Genomic DNA, 23351 nt, shown 5'->3' with positions numbered 1-23351 from the left:
GACGGCGGCAACAAGCCGGGCAGCCCTCGGAGCTCCGGCCCGCAGACCACGACGGGAGGAGGGGACGACACACCTCCGCCGCCGGGTACTCGGGCTCGCCGCCGACATCGGATCGGCGGCCTACCGTTGCGGGTCAGCGCCGGATTCGAACCGGACTTCCCCCAGCGGCGGAGTCACAACATGACGGCCCATCATGGCGAGACGGAGAAGTCCCGGTCAAGGGATCGTCCGCCGCATCGCGCCGCGAACCGCTCGGACCGTCAGCGGTGAAGGAACTCCGGTGGGCGCTTCTCGGCGAAGGCCGCCATGCCCTCCTTCTGGTCCGCCGTGGCGAACGTGGCGTGGAACAGTCGCCGTTCGAAGCGCACGCCCTCGGCGAGCGTGGTCTCGTACGAGCGGTTGACGCTCTCCTTGAGCATGACGGCCGCCGGGGTGGACATCGCCGCGATCGTCTCGGCCACCGCCAGGGCCTCGGCCTGCAGTTGGCCCGCCGGGACGATGCGGGAGACCAGGCCGGCCCGCTCGGCCTCCGCGGCGCCCATCATCCGGCCGGTCAGACAGAGTTCCATCGCCTTCGCCTTGCCGACCGCCCGGGTCAGCCGCTGCGAGCCGCCGATGCCGGGGATCACGCCGAGCTTGATCTCCGGCTGCCCGAACTTCGCGGTGTCCGCCGCCAGGAGGACGTCGCACAGCATCGCCAGCTCGCAGCCGCCGCCCAGCGCGTAGCCCGCCACCGCCGCCACCACCGGCTTGCGCAGCGCGGCGAAGCGGTCCCAGGCGGCGAACCAGTCGCCGAGGTAGGCGTCGACGAAGTCGAGCGACTGCATCTCCTTGATGTCGGCGCCGGCCGCGAAGGCCTTCTCGGAGCCGGTGATCACCAGCGCGCCGATCTCCGGGTCACGGTCGAACTCCGTTGCTGCCCTGCACGACTTCGTTCATCAGCAGGGTGTTGAGCGCGTTCAGCACCTTGGGCCGGTCGAGCGTGATCAGCCCCACCCGGCCCTTGCGCTCGACCAGGATCGTCTCGTAGCCGGTCACTTGCCGTCCTCCCGCAGGGTGGTGATGATCGCCGAGAAGTCCAGGCCGGCGCCGCTGTCGGCCTGCGCGAAGTCCGCGTACAGCTGTGCCGCCCTGCGTCCGAGGTCCGTGGGCAGGCCCGCGGCGTCGGCGGCCCCGGCGGCGAGTCCGAGGTCCTTGGCCATCAGGGCGGCGGCGAACCCGGCCGCGTAGTCGCGGTTGGCCGGGCTGGTCGGCACCGGCCCGGGGACGGGGCAGTTGGTGGTGAGCGCCCAGCACTGGCCGGAGGCGGTCGAGGCGACGTCGTAGAGGGCCTGGTGGCTGAGCCCGAGGCTCTCTCCGAGCACGAAGGCCTCGCTGACCGCGATCATCGAGATGCCCAGGATCATGTTGTTGCAGATCTTCGCGGCCTGCCCCGCTCCGGGGGATCCGCAGTGCACGACCTTGCGGCCCATCGCCTCCAGCACCGGTCGAGCCGCCTCGAAGTCCGGCTCGGCGGCTCCGACCATGAAGGTGAGGCTCGCGGCCGTGGCACCGACCACCCCGCCGGAGACCGGCGCGTCCACCGCCCGGTGCCCGGCGGTCACGGCCAGGTCGTGCGCCGCCCGAGCGTCCGCGACGTCGATCGTGGAGCAGTCGACGAAGAGCGTTCCCGGGCGGGCGGCGGGCAGCAGGTCCGCGTAGGCGGCCAGCACGTGCCGGCCGGCCGGCAGCATGCTGATGACGACGTCGGCCTCCCGCACCGCCTCGGTCGCGGACCGCGCCGGACGGACGCCGCCCTCCTCCGCCCTCCGCAGCGCCTCGGGTGCCAGGTCATAGCCGGTCACGGTGTGCCCGGCCTCGGCGAGGTTGGCGGCCATCGGGCCGCCCATGTTGCCGAGGCCGATGAATCCGATGACTCCGTTGAATCCGTTGCGGCGGGTCACCAGCGCTCCAGGGGTGTGGTGGGGGCCAGGCCGAGTTCCCGGTCGCCGAGCGGGGCGAAGTAGCGGGCCACCGCGGCGGGCCCGACGGCGCTCAGCGTCGACGGGTTCCACCGCGGGGAACGGTCCTTGTCGATCACCTGGGCGCGGATCCCCTCGGCCAGGTCCGGTGTGGAGAGCGCCGCACAGGAGGTCCGGTACTCCTGGTCGAGGACGGCCTCCAGCGGGCCGAGGGCGCGGGCCCGGCGCAGGGCGGCGAGGGTGGCCTTCACGGCGGCGGGCGAGTTGGCGGCGATCCGGTCCGCGGCCTCCTTGGCCTCCGGTTCGCCGCTGTCCCGCAGGCGGTCGAGGATCTCCTCCACGGTGTCGGCCCCGTAGCAGCGGTCGATCCACGCCCGCCGGCCGTCCAGCACGCCGGCCGGTGCGGGCCCGACGTTCCGTTCGAGGGCGTCGTGCAGGGGGAGTTCGGCCAGGTCGTCCAGCAGCGCGGGCAGCCGCTCGGCCGGGACGAAGTGGTCGGCGAGGCCGCAGAGCAGCGCGTCCGCGGCGCCGACGGAGCCCGCGGTCAAGGCGAGGTGGGTACCCGACTCGCCGGGCGCGAGGGCGAGCAGGTAGGTGCCGCCCACGTCCGGGACGAAGCCGATGCCGGCCTCGGGCATGGCGATGCGCGTGGTCTCGGTGACGATCCGGACGCTGCCGTGGGCGGAGACCCCGACCCCGCCGCCCATCACGATGCCGCTCATGAGCGCGACGTAGGGCTTGGGGTAGCGGGCGATGCGGGCGTTGAGGCGGTACTCGTCGCGCCAGAACTCCTCGACGGCGCCCGGGTCCGCGCCGGTGGCGGCGCGGTGGATGGCGACGATGTCGCCGCCGGCGCAGAAGGCCCGCTCGCCGGCGCCGGTGATGACCACGGTTTCGACCCGCTCGTCCTCCTCCCACGCGTCCAGGGCGTCGGAGATGCTCCGCACCATGCCGTGGGTGAGGGCGTTCAGGGCCGCAGGGCGGTTGAGGACGATCAGGCCCGCCCGGCCCTCGCGGTGGACCAGGACCTCGTCGAGGTCGGTCCCGGCCATCACGCGGCCCCGATCAGGCCGCGGGCGACGATGACGCGCATGATCTCGTTGGTTCCTTCCAGGATCTGGTGCACCCGCAGGTCGCGGACGATCTTCTCGATGCCGTACTCGGCCAGGTAGCCGTAGCCGCCGTGCAGTTGGAGCGCCTGGTTGGCGACCTCGAAGCCGGTGTCGGTGGCGTGCCGCTTGGCCATCGCGCACAGCTCCGGCGCCCTGGGGTCCCCCCGGTCCAGGGCCGAGGCGGCCCGCCAGAGCAGCGACCTGGCCGCCTCCAGCTCCGTGGCCATGTCGGCGAGCCGGAACTGCAGCGCCTGGGCGTGCAGGAGCCGGGCGCCGAACGCCTCGCGGTCCGCCAGATAGCCGGTGGCCCGCTCCAGAGCGTCCTGCGCTCCGCCGAGGGAGCAGGCGGCGATGCCGAGCCGGCCTCCGTTCAGCCCGTTCATGGCGATCCGGAAGCCCTCGCCCTCGGCTCCGAGGAGGCGGTCGGCCGGGAGCCGGACGCCGTCCAGGAGCACCTGGCGGGTGGGCTGGGCGTTCCACCCCATCTTCTTCTCGTCGGGACCGAACGAGACGCCGGCGTCGTCGCGTTCGACGACGAACGCGGACACCCCGCCGGCCCCCGGTCCGCCGGTGCGGGCCATCACCAGGTAGACCCGGGAGACGCCGGCGCCCGAGATGAACTGCTTGACGCCGTCGAGGACCCAGTGGTCCCCGTCCCGGCGGGCCCGGGTGGTCAGTGCCGCCGCGTCCGAGCCCGCGCCGGGCTCGGTGAGGCAGTAGCTGGCGGGGGTCGCCATGGCGCTGAGGCCCGGCAGCCACCGGGCGCGCTGGGCGTCGTCGCCGTAACGGTCGATCATCCAGGCGACCATGTTGTGGATGGACAGGTAGGCGGCGATGGACGGGCAGCCGGTGGCCAGCGCCTCGAACACGAGCACGCCGTCGGCGCGGGTGAGTCCGGAGCCGCCGGACTCCTCGCGGACGTAGACACCGGCCAGGCCGACGTCCGCCGCCTTGCGCAGCACGTCCACCGGGAAGTGCTTGGCCTGGTCCCACGCGACCGCGTTCGGCGCCAGGTGTTCGCGGGCGAAGGCCCGGGTGGTCGCCGCGATGGCGAGCTGGTCCTCTGTGAGGTCGTGCACGGCGCCCTCAGCCCATCGTCGGGATGGTGAAGCTCGCGCCCTCCTTGACCCCGGAGGGCCAGCGCGAGGTGACGGTGCGGGTGCGGGTGTAGAAGCGGATCGAGTCCGGCCCGTGCTGGTTGAGGTCGCCGAACCCGGAGCGCTTCCAGCCGCCGAAGGTGTGGTACGCGACCGGCACGGGGATCGGCACGTTGACGCCGACCATGCCGGCGTTCACCCGGCGCGCGAAGTCCCGTGCCGTGTCGCCGTCCCGGGTGTAGATGGCCACGCCGTTGCCGAACTCGTGCTCGCTGGGCAGGCGCAGCGCCTCCTCGTAGTCGGCGGCGCGGAGCACGGTCAGGACGGGGCCGAAGATCTCCTCCCGGTAGATCCGCATGTCCGCCGTGACGCGGTCGAACAGCGAGGCGCCGAGGAAGTAGCCGCCCTCGTGCCCCTCCAGCCGGAAGTCCCGCCCGTCGACCACGAGTTCGGCGCCCTCCTCGACCCCGAGGTCCAGGTAGCCGCGGACCCGCTCCAGCGCGTCGGCGCCGACCAGCGGGCCGAAGTCCGCCGCCGGGTCGTCCGAGCGCCCGACCTTCAACGCGGCGATCCGCTCGACCAGTTTGGCCACCAGGGCGTCGGCGGTCTCCTCCCCCACCGGGACGGCCACCGAGATCGCCATGCAGCGCTCGCCGGCCGAGCCGTAGCCGGCGCCGATCAGCGCGTCCGCGGCCTGGTCGAGGTCGGCGTCCGGCATCACGACCAGGTGGTTCTTGGCACCGCCGAAGCACTGCGCCCGCTTCCCGTGCGCGGCGGCGGTGGCGTACACGTACCGGGCGATCGGCGTGGAGCCGACGAACCCGACCGCCTGCACCCGCGGGTCCTCCAGCAGGGTGTCCACGGCCTCCTTGCCGCCGTGGACCACGTTCAGCACGCCCGGCGGCAGCCCGGCCTCCAGGAACAGTTCGGCGAGGCGCAGCGGCACCGAGGGGTCGCGCTCCGAGGGCTTGAGGACGAAGGCGTTGCCGCAGGCGAGGGCGGGTGCGGCCTTCCAGAGCGGGATCATCGCCGGGAAGTTGAACGGCGTGATGCCCGCGACCACGCCGAGCGGCTGGCGCATCGAGTACACGTCGATGCCGGTGCCCGCGTTGTCGCTGAACTCGCCCTTCAGCAGGTGCGGGATGCCGGCGGCGAACTCCACGACCTCCAGGCCGCGCTGGATGTCCCCGTGGGCATCGGCCACGGTCTTGCCGTGCTCGGCGGACAGCAGCCGGGCCAGCTCGTCCTTCTCCTGCTCGACGAGTTGGAGGAAGCGCAGCAGGACGCGGGCCCGCCGCTGCGGGTTCCACGCGGCCCACCCGGGCTGGGCCTGCGCGGCGTCGGCGATCACCGCCTCGACCTCGGCCCGGCTGGCCAGCGGCACCCGGGCCTGCACCCGGCCGGTGTTGGGGTCGTACACGTCGCCGAAGCGACCGGAGGTGCCGGCGGTGGGCTTGCCGGCGACGAAGTGGGTCAGTTCTCGGACCATCGGGTTCCTTCTCTCGACAGGGGTGGGGAGAGGAGGAGGATCGGAGGCCGCCGCGGGTCGGCGGGCACACGGTGGTGCGCCCCGCGGCACGGGCGTGCGGCGGCGGAACGGAACGTCAGGGCGTGGACGCCCCGGCGGCCGTGGGCACGGGACGACCAGGAGCGGCAGTGGAGCGGGAGCAGCCCGGAGTCATGCGTGTCGTCTCCATCCTCGTGGAAAACACGGAACACCCGCGGCCGGTATCCTGACTCCCGGATCACCGCACGCCCCCAGGCCTTCCCGGCTGGCTGCCAGTGGCCTTCGTCTGCGAGGACGAACTCCCCGGTCACAGTGGCGGGACCGTGCCGGACTCACACCGGCTTCCCTGACACCGCGGACCTGTCGTCGACCATATAGTTGGACGTCCTAGTAAGTCCAGAGGCCCGCACGCGCGTTGCGCCATCGGGTTTCCGCCGCGCTGATCTCCTGCCCGACGCCGGTCACCGCGCAGCCGCGTAACCGCGTAACCGCCCACCATTCGCAGGCCACCCCCTTGCCGGAACGTTCCGGCATGGCTAGATTCTTCACCACGCCAGCAAAGCTGACTGAACTTTCAGTTATACCGCAGGGCCGCGTCGGCACCAGAGAACAGAAGGAACACCCATGACCACGTCCACCACCACCGGCCGCACGGCCGCCGGAGGCCCCGCCTCCCGCACCTGCCGGACGTCCCGCCGGCAGACGAGGACGGTCCGCCCGTGACCTCGTACGCCGTCCTCACCTCCTTCGGCTCCCCGCTCGGCTCCCCCGGCCGCACCAGGCCGGCCGAACGCGCGCCGCTGCGCGTCGGGCTCGTGCAGATGCGCTGGCACACCGACCCGGCCGAGCACGACGCCCGGCTGCGCGAGGGCGTGGCACTCGCCGCCGCGCAGGGCGCGACGATGGTGTGCCTGCCCGAGCTGACCCGCAGTCCCTACTTCTGCAACACCGACGACCCGATGGGGGAGGGCGCCGCCCGCCACCTGGAGGACGTCGAGACGGGGCCCACCACCCGCCTCGCCGCCGAACTCGCCGCCGAACTCGGCATCAGCGTCCACGCCTCCCTGTACGAGCGCGCCGAGGACGGCGGCCTCGGCTACAACACGGCCGTCTGCGTGGACCGCGACGGCACCCTCGTCGCCAGAACCCGGAAGAACCACATCCCGGCCTTCCCCGGCTACCGCGAGGACCTGTGCTTCCGCCCCGGCGACAGCGGGTTCCCCGTCCTGGCCCACCAGGGCGCCGCCTTCGGCTTCCCCACCTGCTGGGACGAGTGGTTCCCCGAACTCGCCCGGGCCTACGCGCTCGGCGGCGCCGAAGTCCTCGTCCACCCCACGGCCATCGGCTCCGAGGTGGACCTCCCGGACTTCGACACCCGGCCCATGTGGGAGCACGCCATCAGCGCCAACGGCCTCGCCAACGCGCTGTTCATGATCGTGCCCAACCGGATCGGGACGGAGGGCCGGTCCACCTTCTACGGCTCGTCGTTCATCTCCGACCCGTACGGCCGGATCCTGCTCCGCGCCCCGCGCGACCGGCCCGCCGTCCTCGTCGCCGACCTCGACCTCGACCAGTGCCGGGACTGGCGGGAGTTCGGCCTCCTGCGCACCCGCCGCCCCGAGCTGTACGCCCCGCTGACCGCGACGAGCCGCACCGACGCCTGACCGGACGCCCCGGCGCACCCACGCCGGGGCGTCCCGCCGCCACGAGTCAACGTGCCGGGACTGACGCCAACTACCTTTTCCAGTAGCGTAGTTGACGTGACCGACGCGCCGACCTCAGGTGGTGGCCGTCGGAGCGGGCGAAGCCGCACCGGCGGACGGCGGGGCCTGGCAGGGCAGGACGACCATCACACTCACACCCTGGCCGGGCTTCGACGCGCCCGCCGAAACGGTGTAGCCGTCGGACTCGTGGACGGCATCGAACTCCCAGGTGGGCGGGGTGGACTGAGCGTCCGCACCGGACGCCGACGAGGTGATCTTGAAGCCCTCGCCCGCCAGCTTCTCCCGCAGCGCCCGCAGCACCTCGGGGCGCTGGTCGTCCGTGGCCTTGAGCAGGATCCCCGAGCTGAGCTGGTAGGCCTCGCCCTCGTCGGCCACACCCGATCCCCGCCCCGGGCACCTGTAGTAGCCGATGAGCTTGCTCCACGGATCCCGCTCAAGGCCCGTCAGCTCGCGCACGTGGCCCTGGACCCGATCCGTCCGGGCCAGCGCCTCCTCCCGGGACTCGACACGTGTGGGCTCGCTCGGCGTTTCCCGTCCTCCGCCCGGCGTTTCCCGCCCTCCGCCCGGCGACCCCACGGACGAGCATGAGCCGAGCACCAGGGCACCCGACACCATCAGCACGGCCGCGCAGGCCGCCCGTGCGCCCGCCCCGGCCGGCACGGCCGTCGATCTCTTGAACAAGTGCAGTACTCTCCCCCGCTGACAGGTGTGCGTTTTTGCCATCCGGATGCTACGGCACCACCGGAAAGGCTCCGCATGTGCCGAAGCGTGACAGCCGACACCAAGGCGCGTGCGGTCGTCTGACAAGCGCTACCCCGGTGAAGGCGGAGGGCTGGATGAGGGCGAGGGAGCGGACGGGACGGGTCCGGCTCCCGCGAGCCGAGCATCCGTCAGCGGCATCGGCCGAACGGGTGGGCACCAGCGGCGTCGGACATCTTGTGCGCGCACGAAGGCAAATCGCCGTGCGTAACTGTGCGCGGGTCCGGCGGCCACACGGTCCGCCGTACGAGCCGACGGCCGCAACCCGCCCAGTCCCACCCCTCCACGCCCCGCACCCCGAACGGAGCCGCCCGCCCATGCGCACCCCCACTCTCGCCGCCCTCTCGCTGGCGATCGCCCTACCCCTGACGGGGCTGGCCGCCACCGGCACCGCCGCCGCGCAGTCCCCCGCCTCCCGGGCGGTGCCGATCACGGAGTGCGAGGGCGTCCCCAAGGTCCGCGATACCGGCGCCGAGAACTACCTCTGCACCCGGAAGGAACTCGGCCCGGTCACCCTGCCGACGGACTCCGTGCTGACCAAGCTGCTGGCGGGCTACGACCGGCTGGGCGGAGTGACGCCGGTGCGCTTCCTGGACTGGTACCGGGACTGGAGGGGGTGGAAGTACCCGGACCACAACGGCTTCACCGACAACGACGGCACCCTCGACATGGCCGTACAGAGCATGACGGAGCACCAGAAGCTGGACCGCTTCGGGAACAGCGCCTACGGCTCGTTCCTCGCCCCCGGCGGCACACTGTTCTCCCAGCGCGCCCTTCCGCCGGACTCCCTCAACGGGGGCGAGGACAACTACCACTGCTTCGAGGTGCAGAGGCCGTTCAACGTCCAGCAGGGGCACATCGCGGGCGCGTTCTCCCAGCCGGGCAACGGACTCCAGCAGTGGCTCGACCCGGCCCTGAAGCCGGGCGACATCCCGGGCACGTACGACGTCGCCGCCCTCATCACCGCCGGGTACCTGACCGAACACGCCGCCGACAAGACCTTCTGCCTGTCGAGCCAGAACGACGCCTGACCCCCACCCGGCCGGACCTGGCTGCGCACGCCCGGCAACCGGCAACCGGCAACCGGCAACCGGCCCGCCACGCCCTGCTACGCGCTCGGCGGGGCTGCCGCAGCAGTCGGCACGGGCCTGTGACCTGCGGCTTCAATGCGGAGCGGGCAACGAGAACCGGTTACTCCTCGTCAAGTCGCCAGCGCGGCGGACCGGCGAGGCGACAGGGCCTGGGCGAGGTCGGTATGGGTCGCACCGCGCTCCGGCCACCGGACGACCGGCAGGGCTGGTTCCCCCGCCTCGGCCTCCCGGCACCCACCCCCGTACGGGTTGTCCGCTCCCCGCGCCCGGCAGGGCGGCGCGGATGCGACCGCCGCACCAGGGATGATCCGGGTGCCCTGCGGCCGCCGGGCCCGCAGGCAACCCGACTGACCCGACTGATCGGAGCCCGATCCGTGCCCCTGCCCCTCCGCCGGGCGTCGGCGGCCCTGCTGCTGACCCTCACACCCGTCACGGCCCTTGCGCCCGCCGCGTATGCCGCCCAGCCACCCACCGCCTCCACCGCCGTGGCCGTGGCACACTCCGCCAGTGCCGTGCCCGGGCAGTACATCGTCACCCTCAAGCACGGCCGCGACCCTGGTGAGGTCCTGCGCGGCCTCGGCATCACCCCCAGGTTCACCTACACCGACACGCTGAACGGCTTCGCCGCCACCCTCGACCCCCTCCTGCTGCGCGCCGTACGAACCAGCCCCGCCGTCGAAGCCGTCGAGGAGAACACCACCCTCCGCGTCCCGGCCCCCCACGACGGTGCGAGCGCCACCCGGGCACCGGCCGCCACCTGGGGCCTGGACCGCATCGACCAGCGGAACCTGCCCCTGGACGGCCAGTTCACCACCCACGGCCACGGCGCCGGAACGACCGCCTACATCCTCGACACCGGCATCGACTACACCCACCCGGAATTCGACGGCCGCGCCGTACCCGGCTTCGACGCCGTCGGCGACGGCCAGAACGGCCGCGACTGCCACGGCCACGGCACCCACGTCGCCGGCACCGTCGCCGGCCGCACCTACGGCGTCGCCCCGCAGGCCCGCCTCGTCTCCGTACGCATCGTCGACTGCACCGGCAACGGCGACAAAGCCCAGATGATCGCCGGCCTCGACTGGGTCGCCCACCACGCCCAGTACCCCGCCGTCCTCAACGCCTCCGCCGGCGAGGAACGCTCCCAGGCCCTCAACGACGCCACCACCGCACTCTCCGACAAGGGCGTCCTGCCCGTCGTCTCCGCCGGCAACGACGCCGCCGACGCCTGCACCGCCTCCCCCGCCTCCGCGGACCGGGTCGTCACCGTCGCCGCCACCAACCGGCAGGACCAGGAGAGCACCTTCTCCAACTGGGGCCCCTGCGTCACCCTCCACGCCCCCGGCCAGGCCATCGAATCCGCCAAACTCGGCGGCGGCAGCACCACCCTCAGCGGCACCTCCATGGCCGCGCCCCACGTCACCGGCGCCGCCGCCCTCTACACCGCCGAACACCCCGACGCCGACCCCGCCGAGACCGCCGCCTTCCTCCAACGCGCCGCCACCCGGAACGTCCTGAGCAACGTCCACCAGGACACCCCCAACCTCCTCCTCTTCACCGACGGCCTGTAACACCGCCCGCCACCACGGCACTTCGGGCCCGGTCCGGCCGTTCCCGCCGGACCAGGCCCGAACCCCGCGTTCTCCCCGGGCCGCGGCGATGACTCGATGGTGCGCGTCCGGAGGGCGGTCCCGTCGTTGACCGGACCCCCGGCCCGGGCCCGGGTGGTTGCCCGGTGCGCGGCCCGCGTCCACGTGAGACCACCGCTCGCCCATACGACACGATCGGGCCAGATCCGCTTGCGCTGGATTGCGCTCGTGCAGGTGGCCATGAACGCAATGCAGTCGGGGCGCTTCACGGATGGGGCTGGAACTTGACTGATGGCGGCCGGCCCTCGGCTCGTTCAGTGGGGGAGGCGGGCGTGTCGGCGGAGGAAGTCGGCGACGTCCTGGACGTCGTCGAGGGGCAGGGGGTAGACGACGAGGCGGGTGAGGCCGAGTGCTGCGTAGCGGTGGTAGGCCTCGGTGTCGACGGGCGTCATGGCGGTGTAGTTGAGTTCGAGGGGGCCCAGCCGGGCGGGGCGTTCGACCTCGTCGGCCGCCTTGCGCAGCCCGGCGAGGTTGGCGGCGAGCTGGTCGGGGCTGTCGCCGGCGCCGAACCAGCCGTGGCCGCGGGCGACGGCCCTGCGGTAGGCGGCGGGGCTGTGTCCGCCGATGAGGATGCGCGGGCCGCCGGTCTGTACGGGGCGGGGGTGGGCGTCGAGGTGGTCGAAGGCGACGTACCTGCCCTGGAAGGAGGGTGCGGGCTGGGTCCACAGGGCCGTCATGGCGTCGAGGTACTCGTCGGTGCGCGCGCCGCGCTCGGCCAACGGCACGCCCACTGCGGCGAGTTCCGGTTCCAGGTAGCCGGCTCCGACGCCGACCCGCAGCCGGCCGCCGCTGAGCACGTCGAGGCTGGCGAGTTGTTTGGCGAGGACCACGGGGTGGCGTTGGGGCAGGATGATGATCCCGGTGCCGAGTTCGATCCGTTGCGTGAGGGCAGCGACATAGGCGAGGTGGACGAGCGGGTCGAGGATCGGCTCGTCCGCATCCATGGGCGAGTCGGGGGTGCGCGGGTCGGGCAGCGCCACGTGGTCGCCCACCCACCACGACCGGTAACCGAGTTCCTCGGCCAGGGCGGCCAGGCGCGCCGTCGCCTGCCGCCCGTGCGTGGCCTTGGCGCTGATTCCGAACACTCCGAGTTCCATGACTGCCCGCCTCGTTCGACACCGGCATGTGTGCGGCCGGGAACGTCGCACCGGTGGCGTGCGCGTTTCACGGCCGTGGACCCGTCATACCCGAAGCGGAGGCCGCCGTCACGGGCGACGCGCGGCGGTCCGCCCCGGTGGCGGCGGGCACCGCGCGGAAACCCGCGGTTCTCGCCACTTCTCTCATCGAGGACTGCCGGGCTGCCACTGGTCCGTGGCGGCCTCCCGGTGGCGGGTGGCGTGGAGGCTGCCGAGCGGCGAGGGTGCCTGCCCGCCGGGGCTTGCCCCCGCTCGCCTGTGAGCCAGATCACCGTTGAGGTTGACCTTGGGTCAGGGCTCAAGCTCCTCGCAACGGCACGACGCCGACCCGGGCGTCACCGATGTGAAGGAGCACACCACCATGCCACTCCCCCTTTCCGGCCCTTCCGGCCCTTCCGGCCCTTCCGGCCAGGACGAGAGCACCCTGCGGACCGTCGCCCCCGACGCCGCCGGGCAGGACCGCCCGGAACTGCGGAAGGCGATCGAGGAGATCGTCGACTCCGGTTTCACCGGGGTGTCGCTGCGCGTGCACGACGAGCGGGGCGCGTGGGTCGGCAGCGCCGGGGCGGCCGAACTGGGCGGGGCCGCGAAGCCGCCGACGGACGGGCGGGTCCGGATCGGCAGCAGCACCAAGACCTTCACCGCGACCCTGGTGCTGCAACTGGTGGCCGAGGGCAAGGTCGGGCTGGACACCCCCGCGGCGCACTACCTGCCCGAGTTCGGGCTGGACGGGCGGATCACGGTGCGGATGCTGTTGCAGCACACCAGCGGGGTGTTCAACCACACCGGCGAGGTCTACGCCGACGGGACGGTCGCGCCGGGCATCCCCATCCCCTACGGCACCACGGGCAGGGAGTGGATGGACAACCGGTTCAAGACCTACCGGCCGCAGGAGCTGGTGCGGCTGGCGCTGTCCAGGCCGGCCCGGTTCGAGCCGGGGGCGGGCTGGAGCTACTCCAACACCAACTACGTGCTGACCCGGCTGCTGATCGAGAAGGTCACCGGCCGCCCGGTCGCCGAGGAGATGCGGCGGCTGGTCCTGGGGCCGCTCGGACTGTCGGGCACCGTGGTGCCGGGCGCCTCGCCGGAGATCCCCGAGCCGCACGCCCACGCCTACTACCGCTACGAGGACGCCGGCGAGCAGAGGACGGTCGACATCACCCGCCAGAACCCCTCCTGGATCTCCAGCGGCGGCGACATGATCTCCACCACCCGGGACCTCCACACGTTCATCTCCGCGCTCCTGGGCGGCAGGCTCCTGCCGCCCCCGCTGCTGGCCGAGATGTGTACCCCGCACCCGACGGGCATCCCGAACATGGACTACGGCCTGGGCGTGTTCGTGGTGACGACGGACGACGGCGCCACCGTCATCTCCCACAACGGCGCCGCCGTGGGCCACGCGGCGCTGATGTACGGCACGCCCGACGGCAGCAGGACCCTGACCGCCGCGCTGAACTGCGTGGACGACGCCGGCCTGTCCGTCGGCGGGGCGTTCCAGCAGGCGATGCACAGGCTCGTCGGCGAGGTGTTCCGCGGCGGGCAGGCCGATCCGGCCCGGCCGACGGACTGATGTGCTGCGCGTAGCCACCGAGTTCGAACCCGAGGCAGGATTGGCGGATGAACGGAGTCACGATCGGGCAGGCGGCGGCGTTCGTCGGCGTCACGGTGAAGACGGTGCGGCACTACCACAAGCTCGGCCTGGCCGAGGAGCCGGAACGCGACAGCTCCGGATACCGGCGGTACGGATCGGCCGACCTGTTGCGGCTGGTGCAGGTCCGGACGCTGGCCGCCGCCGGGGTGCCGCTGGCCGAGACCGGGCCCCTGCTCGACGCCGACGCCGCACTGTTCACCGCCAAGCTCGCCGACGTCGAACGTCAACTCACCGAACGGATCGAGGAGTTGACCGCTCGGCGCGACATGCTGCACCGGCTCGCCGACGGCGACCGGGCGCTGCTGCCCGACCGCGCCGTGGCACTGCTGGAGCGGATGGCCGACCTCGGCTTCACCCCGGACGAGGCGGCGGCCACCAGGGAGGGCTGGGTGCTGGCCAGGGCCCTGGTACCGGAAGGCTTCGACGACTACCTCACCCATGTCGAACACGCCCTGCTGGACAGCCGGTTCGTCGCCTTGCTCAAGCGCGGCGCCGAAGCCGCGGCCTGGGAGCCGGACGACCCGCGCATCGCCGAACTCGCGACCGCCGCGGCCGACCACTTCCTCGCCAACCCCGCCCAGCTGAAGATCGTGACCGGCCTCCAAGCCCGCGCCGAAGCCGCGCGCCGGTACCAGCTGATCGCCCACCACGGCGAAGAACAGGGATCGGGCGGGGCCCGGCTGGTCGCACTGGTCGAGACCGAGCTCCGCTCCGCCGGCGTCCGCATCCCCGGGCCGGACTCCCCCTGACCGGCCCGGGGTCGCGGCGTCACCGCTCCCATTGCGGGCGGCAGGAGCCCCGGGGCACGAGGACGGTGCGGTACCGGCCGGGGGTGCGGGACATGGCCACCTGGTCGGTGACGCCCTGGTAGCGGCCCAGCGGGGTGTCGGCGGTGAAGGTCCGTGGGGGCAGGTAGGCGTGCTGCTCGCCGTGTCCGGCGGTCTCGTGGGCATAGGCGTGGTCGAACACCCCCATGGCGAGGATCCACAGGGCGGCGCGGGTCAGCGAGACGTGGACCCGGTAGCTGCCGCCGTGGGTGGCCCGGCGGGTCAGGGCCTCGACGACGCCGGCGGCCATCAGCCAGGAGACGATGTAGTCGTTGACCACGAGGATCGGCGGCAGTGCGGGGCGTTGGCCGCCGCCTTCCAGCAGCATCATGCCGGTCAGGCTTCCGGCGCTCTGGTCGAAGCCCACGCGCTCCGCCCAGGGGCCTCGTTCACCGTTGAGCGAGGCGGTGGCGTGGACGATGCCGGGGCGCAGGTGCGCGGCCTCCTGCGCGGTGAGGCCGATCCGTTCCAGGTATCCCGGCCTGCGGTTGGCGTAGAAGACGTCGGCCGAGGCGAGCAGTTCTCTGATCCGCCGGGCGCCTTCGCCCTGGTAGGGGTCCACGGTGGCCGACCGTACGCCGACGTTGGCGCTGGCGTAGGTGAGGTCGTGTTCGAACTCGTCCGGGCGCCAGAGGTTGAGGACGTCGGCGCCGTGCAGGGCGAGGGCCCGGCCGAGGCCGGCGCCGGCGATCACGTGGCCCATGCCGAGCGCGCGCATCCCGGACAGGGGCTGGTCGGCGCCGTGGGGGAACGGCTCGGGCTCGCTGTCGGCGATCTTGGTGATCTCGATCAGCGGAAGGTCGGCGAGGACGTCGCGGTAGTGCCGCTCGGCGAGCAGTTCGCCGGTGGTGCGCAGCATCGGCAGGACCACTCCGGCCGCCCCGGCGGCTTCCTCCAGCTCGCGCGCGTCGCGGCGGGCGATGGCGGCGGCCACGCGGTCGGGGTCGTCCGGGACGTCGAGCAGCCGCTGGGCGGCGATCTTGATCTTGGGGTAGGGGTTGAGGGGCATGACCCAGCGGTCGTCCGCCGTACGGTAGAAGCGGAATCCCAGGGCCTGGGAGGGGTTCGACGAGGCGGTGGGCGGGTGGCCGTTCAGCAGTTCCCACCTGCGGTCGTAGAAGGGGCAGAGCCGGTGCGGGGTGACCCGCAGGTCCACCGCGATGTCCTGTCCGGGACCGCCGCGCAGCCGCCAGAGCTTGGCGATGGCGGCGGACTTGGCGGCCAGCGCGATGGCGGAGGCGGCCCCGAGGCGCAGGGTGCTGGGCACCACCGGGTCCGCGCCGTGGAAGGCGATGGCACCCCCGGTGTCGGCGGGGCTCATCCCGATCCCGGCCAGGACCTGGGCGAGGTGGGCGTGCGGGTCGAAGGCGTCGTGGGTCAGCGGGTCGGCGACCGCTTCGGCGAGTTGGTCAGTGAGCGTCATCGGGGCCCTCCGCGCCGGTCAGCAGTGCTTCGGGGACCAGGACGTGCTTGGCGCGCAGGTATTCGCCGACCGCCTTGCCGACCTGGTCGACCCGCAGATTGGACGACCCCCCGGTTCCCAGCAGTCCGCGCAGGACGAAGTGCACGGCGCGCAGGTGCTCGAACTCGTGGCGGACCACGTCGAGGTCCTTCGCCTCCGGCAGCAGCAGCCGCAGCTGCGCCGTGGTCAGCGTCCGGCGCAGCCACGGCCACACGGCGGGGTCGTGGGCCCAGATCCCCACGTTGCTGTTGCCGCCCTTGTCGCCGCTGCGGGCGTAGGTGACCGTGCCCAGCGGCACGCGGCGCACCCGGGTTGCCTCCACGGCTTCCTCTACGGCTTCCTCGGGCTCGGGGTGGACGGGCTGACGGGCCGTCGCCGTCCGGGAGGGGGGTGCGATGTCGAGGGTGCGGCCTTCGGCGAGGACCACCCGGTGGGCCACGGCGGTGATGTCCAGCAGGGCGGGCCAGTAGTCGATCCTGGGTTTCGGGCTGGTCTGCGGGACGGCCTGGCCGTCCAGGAAGAAACCCGGGATGCTCTGCAGGTACAGGCTGCCCAGCCGGCCCGCGAGGTCGAGGCGCTCCAGCGGCTCGCGCTCGCGGGCGGCGGCCATGACCCGCAGCGCGACCGTCGCGTCCCACTGCGTCTCGGGGTCGGTGGCCGCGGTCCCGATCCTGGTGATGTCCAGCTCGTCCACGCCCGCGGGCAGGTCCCTGCCGATCTGGGCGCGCAGCAGGTCCACCTTCTCCTCGACCTCGGGCGCGGTCACGTAGACGGTGTTCACGACCGTGTGGCCGATGGGCGCGAAGAGCGCGACCTTGGTCGTCGGCGACGGAGGCGAACCCGCCGCCCCGGACACCCGGACCCGGTCGGGACCGGCCGGATGGAGCCGGACGCCGTCCAGGTGGACGGTGACGTCGGGGTTGAGGTAGCGCGGCCCCTGGATCTCGTACACGAGCTGGGCGGTGACGGTGTCGACCGTGACGGCCCCGCCGTCCCGCCGGTGCTTGGTGATCACGCTGGTGCCGTCCTCGGCGATCTCGGCGATCGGGAAGCCGGGGGTGAGCATGCCCGGGATGCGGGTGAAGCCGGAGAAGTTGCCGCCGACGGCCTGCGGGCCGCATTCGATGATGTGCCCGGCGACGACCGCACCGGCCAGCCGGTCCCAGTCCGTGCCGTCCCAGCCGTGCCACCACGCCGCCGGGCCCAGGGCCAGGGACGCGTCCGTGACCCGGCCGCACACGACGATGTCCGCGCCCTCGGCCAGCGCCCGCGCGATGCCCCAACCGCCGAGGTAGGCGTTGGCAGACACGGGCTCCGCGCCCCACGACGCCAGCGGCCGGCCGGTGTCGAGGTGCTCCAACCGGTGCCCTGCCCGCGCCAGTTCGGGCAGCCGGGGCAGCAGGTCGTCGCCCTCGATGTGGGCCACCGAAACCTCGACGCCCGCCCGGGCGGCCGCCGCGCGCACGGCCTCGGCCAGGGCGGCGGGCCGGAAACCGCCCGCGTTGGTCACCACCTTGACCCGCCGCCGGGCCAGCGTGGCCAGGTGCGGCCGCAGCTGGTCGAGGAAGTACTCGACGTAGCCCCGCGCCGGATCCTCCTGGTACTGCGCCGACAGGCCGGCGAGGGTGATCTCCGCCAGGTAGTCACCGACCAGCACGTCGACCGGGTCACCGGCCACGGCCTCGTCGATGGCGGTGTACCGGTCTCCCAGGTAGCCGGAGAAGTTGGCGATGCGAATGGGTCGGCCGCTCATGGTCAACACCTTCCCTCGATGGGGTGAGCCCTTCCCGTCCGACGTTAGGAGGCGACCGTCCCCGGCGGCCACGACCAATCCCCGCACGCGCACGTGACCGCACCGGTCACGTGGAAGACGGGCGTATGTTGTGGCGGTGGACATGCTGCACCTGCGGTACTTCGTGGCCGTCGCCGAGGAGTTGAACTTCACCCGCGCCGCCGCGCGCCTGCACATGGCGACCTCCCCGCTGAGCCAGCGCATCAGGGACCTGGAACGCGAACTCGCCACCCCCCTGTTCGTCCGCACCCACCACAAGGTCGAACTCACCCCCGCCGGCGAGACGCTGCTACCGGCGGCCCGCGACACGATCCGACGGTTCGACGCCCTCCCCGGCCTCGTCCGCACGGCAGCCGGCACCACTGCGCGCACCGTCGTCATCGGCATCGCACCCGATGTGTCCACCGAACTGCGGACCGGCTTCCTGAACACCGTCGCGGCCCGGCACCCCGATCTCCTCCTGCGGCTGCGCCCCGCCAGCACCGAGCCCCTGGTGCGCTCCCTGCTCACCGGCGAGATCGACATGGGCTTCCTCCACGGTCCCGTCACCGGCCCCGGCATCCGCACCCTCGACCTGGAGACGGCCCCGGTGGCCGTGGTGGTCGGACGCGGGACCGGCTTCGACGCCCGCACGACCGTCCGGCTGGAAGAGCTCGCGCACCTGCCGTTCGCCTCGATCGGCTACGACGCCGCACCGGAGATCTACCGCAGACTGGACGACGCCCTGAACCGGGTCGCGGTCCGCAAGCGCATCAGGCTCGAAGGGGACAACTTCGGCGGCCTGGCCCACCTGGTCGCCGCCGGCCAGGCTTTCACCCTCATCGCCCTGGGCGGTGGCACCACAGGCAAGGCCTTCACCGGCGAGCCCGTCGTGACCCTCGCCATCGAAGGCGGCGATCTCACCCTCACCACCGTCGCGGCCTGGCACCAGGACCGGCCCGGCCCCGGCGAGATGCTGGCCGAACTGGCCGCCGCCCTCGCCAAAGGTCTGCCCACCACCCACGGTCCCTCCCCGGGGTGACGCCGCGGGAGCGGGCGGGGAGTCGGCACCACGGCTGAACGGCCGCCCCCGAGGAGCGGGGGGCAACGCCGTGCGGCAGGACACCCGCCGAGGTCGACGCGCACCGGGGTTCAGCGCACCGGCTCGGGCTCCGGCGAGGGGGACGGCGTGCCCGCCCAGCGGTGCAGGGCGGCTTCGAGGCCGGCGGCGGCGTCGGCGGCGGTGGTGTCGCAGGCCCAGGCGACCACTCCGTCCGGGCGGACGAGGACTCCGGTCGGCGTCGCGTGGTCGTCGGTCACGCTGGTCACCCGCCCGGTCCAGCCCGCGGCGAGACGGGTGAACGCGCCGTCCGCCGTACGGTCGAGCAGCAGGAACCCGCCGCCGTGGCCGTGGTCGACCAGCCGGGAGCCGTCCCCCAGCCACAGGTCGGGGGCGTACCGCCCGACCAGCGGGTGGTCGCCGGGCAGGTCGACGCGCTGCGTCACCCCGGAGATCTTCTTGACCGCGTAGGTCGCGCCCGCCCCGGTGCCCAGCAGGTCGGCGACGACCTCCCGGAGCGCGGCCGACTTGGCGTCCCCGCGCATCACCCCGATCTGGGCCCTCGTCCAGTCCAGTACCCAGGCGCCGAGGGGGCGGCGCTCGGCGTCGTAGGTGTCGAGCAGCCCTTCGGGCGCCCACCCGGCGACCACGGCGCCGAGCTTCCAGCCGAGGTTCATCGCGTCGCCGACCCCGAGGTTGAGCCCCTGGCCGCCGAACGGCGAGTGCACGTGCGCGGCGTCGCCGGCCAGGAGCACCCGCCCCGAGCGGTAGGCCGCGGCCTGGCGGGCGTTGTCGCTCCAGCGGGTCGCGGGGCCACGCAGCGCGGTGAGCGTGACGTCGGTGCCCGAGACCCGGCGCAGGCTGCTCTGCACCTCTTCAAGGGTGACCGGCGCGGAGCGGTCGGCGGGGGCGCCGCCGAACTCCACGGTGACCACCCGCCCGGGCTGCGGCCCGCAACGGTAGGCGCCCTTGGACGACCACACCCATCCGTCCGCGAGCACCGTGGGGTCGGCGATGTCGACGACCGCCAGGTGTCCGGTGAGTTCGGGGTCGGTGCCGGGGAAGCCGATGCCCGCGAGGCGGCGCACGGTGCTGCGCCCGCCGTCGCACCCGACCAGCCATCCGGTGCGCACCGTGCCGGCGGTGGTGGTGACGAGCACGCCGTCGCCGGTGTCTTCGAGCGCGGTGACCTCCACCCCGCGACGCACCGCCACGCCCAGACGCGCGACCTGGCCGGCCAGCAGCGCCTCCAGCTCGCGCTGCGGCACCATCCGCGCTCCGTCGACGGCGGTGTGCGCGGCGAGGTCGGTATCGGACCAGTCCACGAGGTCGGCGTCGAGGACCATCCCGGCGAAGTGCCCGGTGAAGCGGGGTGCGCGCGCCGGCCGGCCACCGCCGGGCGGCCGGTCGACCGCGCGGGCGAACGACCCGACCCGTTCGAGCTGCTCCCGCTGCACCTGTTCGGCGGCCGGCAGCAGGCCGCGGCGGTCGAGCGCCTCGGCCGTCGGGACGTTGACCGCCCCCGCCTTCATCGACCGGTCCGGCTCGGCGAGCCGTTCGAGCACCTGCACCGTCGCCCCGGAGAGCGCCAGCTCGGCGGCGAGCACGAGGCCCACCGGCCCGGCGCCGACGACGGTCACGTCCACGTCCTGGTTCATGGTCTGGTTCGAATCCTGATGCGGATCCCGGTTCACGTTCACATTCCTAGTCACGAACAATGTTCTATAAACGAACAGCGTTCGTGTCAAGCTATGATGGTCCGGTGAACCCGAGAGAGCGACGCGCGGCACGCCACCAGCCGCCGAACCCCGACGCCGAAACCGACCCCAGGCCGCGACGCCGCAAGGCCCCCATCACCGTGGACCAGGTCATCGACACCGCGCTGGGCGTCATCGCCACCGAGGGCTACGAGGCACTGACCATGCGCCGCCTCGCCGGCGCCCTCGACACCGGGCCCGCCTCCCTCTACGCCCACGTCGTCAACAAGGCCGACCTCGACGAGCTGCTCATCGGACGGCTGTGCGCCGCGCTCGCCCTGCCCGAGCCCGACCCCGCGGCCTGGCGGGACCAGATCCGCGGCGTCTGCACCCGGATCCGCGACCAGTACCTGGACTACCCCGGGATCTCCCGCGCCGCGCTCGCCATCGCCCCCACCGACCTCGAAACCATGCGCGTCAGCGAAGGGATGCTGGCGATCCTGCTCGCCGGCGGCGTCGCCCCACAGGCCGCCGCCTGGGCCGTCGACGCGCTCCTGCTGTACGTGGCCGCCTACTGCCTCGAAGCCTCGATCGTGCGCCAGCGAGCAGCACACGACGACGACGCGTGGGTCCTCGACCGCGACGAGCTGCTGCGCCGCCTCACCGCCCTGCCCGCCGAGACCTTCCCCCACACCACCCGCCACGCCGCCGAACTCACCGCCGGCACGGGCCACGACCGCTTCGACTTCACCGTCTCCCTGATGATCGACGGCCTCGCCCGCCGCTAGGGCGTGACGTTCCGAAGCCAGCCGGGTTCACTGTCAACTGCTGTTCACGCAGCTCCGCCCGTCTGCTCACACAGCTCCGCCCGTCGCCCCGGCCCGAGAACGGGGGCCGGAGCGACGGGCGGAGCGACGCGCGGGTGTGGTCAGGCCTGTGCGTTGCCCGGCTGGCGGCCGGGGGCGTCGGCGGCGGCGCGCTTGAGGACGGCGGTGTTCGCGGTGACGGTGCCGGGCTTGACTCCGTAGGCTTCGGTGACCTGGACGCTGCGCTCGCCCAGGAAGGCGTAGGAGCTGCGGTCGAAGATGATCTCGTCGCGGGAGCCGGTGGTGGTGTTGGTCCGGGCGATCGCGATGCCGGTGCGCCCGGCGGCGTCGGTGGCGCTGTCGAGGAGGACGACACCGGGGATGCGGGCCGCGGCCTGGTAGAGCGCGGCGGCGAGCTTGCCGGGGACGGCCTGCTCGCGGATCAGGTCGGCGATGGTGACGAACGCCTCCTGGTCCGGCCCGTTGCCGCTTCCCTTGGTCTCGGTGTAGATCTTCTGCAGCAGTTCCTGCGGGTCGGTGGGCAGGGTGCGCACGTAGTCGTAGGAGGGCGCGTTCAGGTAGGCACCAGTGCCCGATTCGAGTGCCTTGCCGCCTTCCGGGGACTTGCCCTCTTCGGTGAGCCAGCCCGTGCGGCCGTCGGCCGAGTGCCAGATCTGGCGCTGGTGGGGCTTCTCGACCCACACGTTCGAGGTGCCGCTGGCGGCGTCGATGGTGCCCGTGAGGTGGGAGACGGTGCTCTCGATGTAGACGTACTGCCCCGGGCGCAGGACGAGGTCGGGCGCGGCCGCGGCGGCCAGCGAGATCCGCTCCACCGCGCCGGCCAGGCCCGCGGTGTCGCCCGCCGAGACCTGGATGACGGGTGCGGCGACGCGCTCACTGCGCGCGGGGGTCGTTCCCGGGCTGCCGAGCGTGGTGGCCGCCACGGTGGCGGCGAGGGCGAAGGCCGCCACCGTGGTGGGCACGGCGATCAGCAGCCGCCGACGCCTCCTGGCCTCGGGGCGGACCGGCACTGCGGCTTCGGGGGTACGGGTGATCTCGTTCATCAGGAACTCCTCGATCTGGCGCTGTCGGCCGAGCGGGGCGGCCGGTGCTCCGGCCGCCGGCAGCAGGTGCCTCAGCTCCGCGTCCTCAAGCGGCTGCTGCCACTCCGGGGTGCTGGTCATCTGTTCCACTCCTTGTTCGACCGGGCCGGAACCATCCGGCCACCCTGTACTTGTCCGGCTGCCGGCAGGGGTTCCCGGCGAGTTTTCGAAGCCTGCCGCAGTTCCTTGTCGGCCAGAGCACGCAGCCGGGTCCGGGCCCTGGAGAGCCTGGAGCGCACGGTGCCGACCGGGATGCCGAGGGCCTCGGCGGCCTCGGGGTAGCTGAGGCCCGCCCACACGCACAGCGAGAACACCTCGCGCTCCCCGCGGCGCAGTTTCTCCAGCGCCGCCTTGGCAGCGAGCAGTTGATCGCGGTCGGCGAGCCGGCCGACCAACTCGTCGGCGAAGTCCGGGGCGGGTTCGGCGAGCGGCATGCGGGCGAGGGCGGCCGCATGCCGGCGGGCGGCCCTGGCCCGGTTGCGCAGCACGTTGACAGTGATGCCCATCAACCACGGGCGAGGAGTGGTCCCCTCGTCGCGGAGCTTGTCCCGCAGCCGCCAGGCCTCCAGGAAGACCACCGCCATGACGTCCTCGGCACCGGCGCGGTCCCCGCTCACCCGGACCGCGTGCGACAGAACCGCCTGCGAGTGCTCCTGGAACAACTGCCGGAAGGCGCCCGGGTCCCCGGCTCTGATCCGTTCGTGCAGCGAATAGTCCACACCTCTGGTTGTCCGGCCACCACGAAGCAGTTCCAGTGAGCTGCGTCACAGGTGTGCCGGCAACCGGCGGATGCCTTTCGCGCGGACGACGGGTCCTCCGCGCAGGTGCCGACTTGAGCGGCGGCACCTGCGCGGCGGCACCTGAGGCGCTCGGCCCGGTGGCGAGCGGCTGCCACCGGGCCGTCCCCCGAACGCCACGAGGTGTTCCGGCGAACCCCC

At 73.1% G+C, this 23351-nt stretch carries 18 protein-coding genes, 1 pseudogene and 2 riboswitches; of the genes and pseudogenes, 7 read left to right on the top strand and 12 right to left on the bottom strand.

What is annotated here, in order from left to right; translation table 11 throughout:
• Positions 1–62 precede the first annotated feature (62 nt).
• Positions 63–184, bottom strand: a riboswitch (cobalamin riboswitch).
• Positions 185–260: 76 nt separating this feature from the next.
• The 5 genes and pseudogenes from AB0O82_RS14385 to AB0O82_RS14365 all read right to left on the bottom strand — a co-directional run bounded on the left by AB0O82_RS14385 (position 261) and on the right by AB0O82_RS14365 (position 5659).
• Positions 261–1038 (bottom strand): annotated as a pseudogene (locus tag AB0O82_RS14385) (enoyl-CoA hydratase).
• The gene (gene mmsB / locus AB0O82_RS14380) at positions 1035–1943 is read right to left on the bottom strand and encodes a 3-hydroxyisobutyrate dehydrogenase (protein WP_363583482.1); all 909 of its coding nucleotides are present in this window, start codon (positions 1941–1943) and stop codon (positions 1035–1037) included. Before mmsB ends, AB0O82_RS14385 begins: the two are co-directional and overlap by 4 nt.
• Positions 1940–3013 (bottom strand): enoyl-CoA hydratase/isomerase family protein, encoded by a 1074-nt coding sequence (locus tag AB0O82_RS14375; protein ID WP_363583480.1) that lies wholly within the window; start codon positions 3011–3013, stop codon positions 1940–1942. The genes mmsB and AB0O82_RS14375 overlap by 4 nt, the downstream gene beginning before the upstream one ends.
• Positions 3013–4152 carry an acyl-CoA dehydrogenase family protein gene (locus tag AB0O82_RS14370; RefSeq protein ID WP_363583478.1) on the bottom strand — a complete coding sequence of 380 codons (1140 nt, stop codon included), beginning with the start codon at positions 4150–4152 and terminating at the stop codon, positions 3013–3015. The genes AB0O82_RS14375 and AB0O82_RS14370 overlap by 1 nt, the downstream gene beginning before the upstream one ends.
• 7 nt (positions 4153–4159) lie before the next feature.
• Complete coding sequence (locus tag AB0O82_RS14365; RefSeq protein ID WP_363583476.1) at positions 4160–5659, bottom strand: CoA-acylating methylmalonate-semialdehyde dehydrogenase; 1500 nt, start codon at positions 5657–5659, stop codon at positions 4160–4162.
• Positions 5660–5875: 216 nt separating this feature from the next.
• Positions 5876–6067, bottom strand: a riboswitch (cobalamin riboswitch).
• Positions 6068–6396: 329 nt separating this feature from the next.
• On the opposite strand from AB0O82_RS14365, the gene AB0O82_RS14360 reads away from it, so the two are divergent.
• A complete protein-coding gene (locus tag AB0O82_RS14360; RefSeq protein ID WP_363583474.1) occupies positions 6397–7341 on the top strand; it encodes a nitrilase-related carbon-nitrogen hydrolase in 945 nt (314 codons plus the stop codon).
• A 114-nt stretch (positions 7342–7455) separates the two neighbouring features.
• Here the strand turns inward: AB0O82_RS14360 and AB0O82_RS14355 are convergent, their stop codons facing one another.
• A complete protein-coding gene (locus AB0O82_RS14355; RefSeq protein ID WP_363583472.1) occupies positions 7456–7857 on the bottom strand; it encodes a hypothetical protein in 402 nt (133 codons plus the stop codon).
• 620 nt (positions 7858–8477) lie between these two features.
• Here AB0O82_RS14355 and AB0O82_RS14350 point away from each other — a divergent pair.
• Together AB0O82_RS14350 and AB0O82_RS14345 are read left to right on the top strand one after the other, a co-directional pair.
• The gene (locus AB0O82_RS14350; protein WP_363583470.1) at positions 8478–9191 is read left to right on the top strand and encodes a TNT domain-containing protein; all 714 of its coding nucleotides are present in this window, start codon (positions 8478–8480) and stop codon (positions 9189–9191) included.
• Between the two features lie 434 nt (positions 9192–9625).
• Positions 9626–10822, top strand: a complete 1197-nt coding sequence (locus AB0O82_RS14345; protein WP_363583468.1) for a S8 family serine peptidase — start codon at positions 9626–9628, stop codon at positions 10820–10822.
• Positions 10823–11154: 332 nt separating this feature from the next.
• On the opposite strand, the gene AB0O82_RS14340 is transcribed toward AB0O82_RS14345, so the two are convergent.
• Entirely contained in the window at positions 11155–11997 is an 843-nt protein-coding gene (locus AB0O82_RS14340; protein WP_363583466.1) for an LLM class F420-dependent oxidoreductase, read from the bottom strand.
• Positions 11998–12397: 400 nt separating this feature from the next.
• Between AB0O82_RS14340 and AB0O82_RS14335 the strand changes: the two genes are divergently transcribed.
• Entirely contained in the window at positions 12398–13606 is a 1209-nt protein-coding gene (locus AB0O82_RS14335; RefSeq protein WP_363583464.1) for a serine hydrolase domain-containing protein, read from the top strand.
• 47 nt (positions 13607–13653) lie between these two features.
• Positions 13654–14436, top strand: a complete 783-nt coding sequence (locus tag AB0O82_RS14330; protein WP_363583462.1) for a MerR family transcriptional regulator — start codon at positions 13654–13656, stop codon at positions 14434–14436.
• A gap of 19 nt (positions 14437–14455) precedes the next feature.
• On the opposite strand, the gene AB0O82_RS14325 is transcribed toward AB0O82_RS14330, so the two are convergent.
• Positions 14456–15937: a CoA transferase gene (locus tag AB0O82_RS14325; RefSeq protein WP_363583460.1), complete on the bottom strand. Its 1482-nt coding sequence runs from the start codon at positions 15935–15937 to the stop codon at positions 14456–14458.
• Complete coding sequence (locus AB0O82_RS14320) at positions 15924–17729, bottom strand: acyclic terpene utilization AtuA family protein (RefSeq protein WP_363583458.1); 1806 nt, start codon at positions 17727–17729, stop codon at positions 15924–15926. Before AB0O82_RS14320 ends, AB0O82_RS14325 begins: the two co-directional genes overlap by 14 nt.
• A 142-nt stretch (positions 17730–17871) precedes the next feature.
• Here AB0O82_RS14320 and AB0O82_RS14315 point away from each other — a divergent pair, with 142 nt between their 5' ends.
• Entirely contained in the window at positions 17872–18789 is a 918-nt protein-coding gene (locus AB0O82_RS14315) for a LysR family transcriptional regulator (protein ID WP_363583528.1), read from the top strand.
• 110 nt (positions 18790–18899) lie between these two features.
• Here AB0O82_RS14315 and AB0O82_RS14310 read toward each other — a convergent pair whose 3' ends face one another.
• A complete protein-coding gene (locus tag AB0O82_RS14310; protein ID WP_363583456.1) occupies positions 18900–20465 on the bottom strand; it encodes an FAD-dependent monooxygenase in 1566 nt (521 codons plus the stop codon).
• Between the two features lie 104 nt (positions 20466–20569).
• Between AB0O82_RS14310 and AB0O82_RS14305 the strand changes: the two genes are divergently transcribed.
• Positions 20570–21292: a TetR/AcrR family transcriptional regulator gene (locus AB0O82_RS14305; protein ID WP_363583454.1), complete on the top strand. Its 723-nt coding sequence runs from the start codon at positions 20570–20572 to the stop codon at positions 21290–21292.
• Between the two features lie 140 nt (positions 21293–21432).
• Here the strand turns inward: AB0O82_RS14305 and AB0O82_RS14300 are convergent, their stop codons facing one another.
• Together AB0O82_RS14300 and AB0O82_RS14295 are read right to left on the bottom strand one after the other, a co-directional pair.
• Positions 21433–22494: a CU044_5270 family protein gene (locus AB0O82_RS14300; protein ID WP_363583452.1), complete on the bottom strand. Its 1062-nt coding sequence runs from the start codon at positions 22492–22494 to the stop codon at positions 21433–21435.
• On the bottom strand, positions 22491–23132 hold the full coding sequence (locus AB0O82_RS14295) for an RNA polymerase sigma factor (RefSeq protein WP_363583450.1): 642 nt from the start codon (positions 23130–23132) through the stop codon (positions 22491–22493). The genes AB0O82_RS14300 and AB0O82_RS14295 overlap by 4 nt, the downstream gene beginning before the upstream one ends.
• Positions 23133–23351 lie beyond the last annotated feature (219 nt).

It is taken from the genome of Kitasatospora sp. NPDC088264 (assembly GCF_040685715.1).
GTDB lineage: Bacteria > Actinomycetota > Actinomycetes > Streptomycetales > Streptomycetaceae > Kitasatospora.
This window is presented reverse-complemented; position numbering and strand designations above follow the sequence as displayed.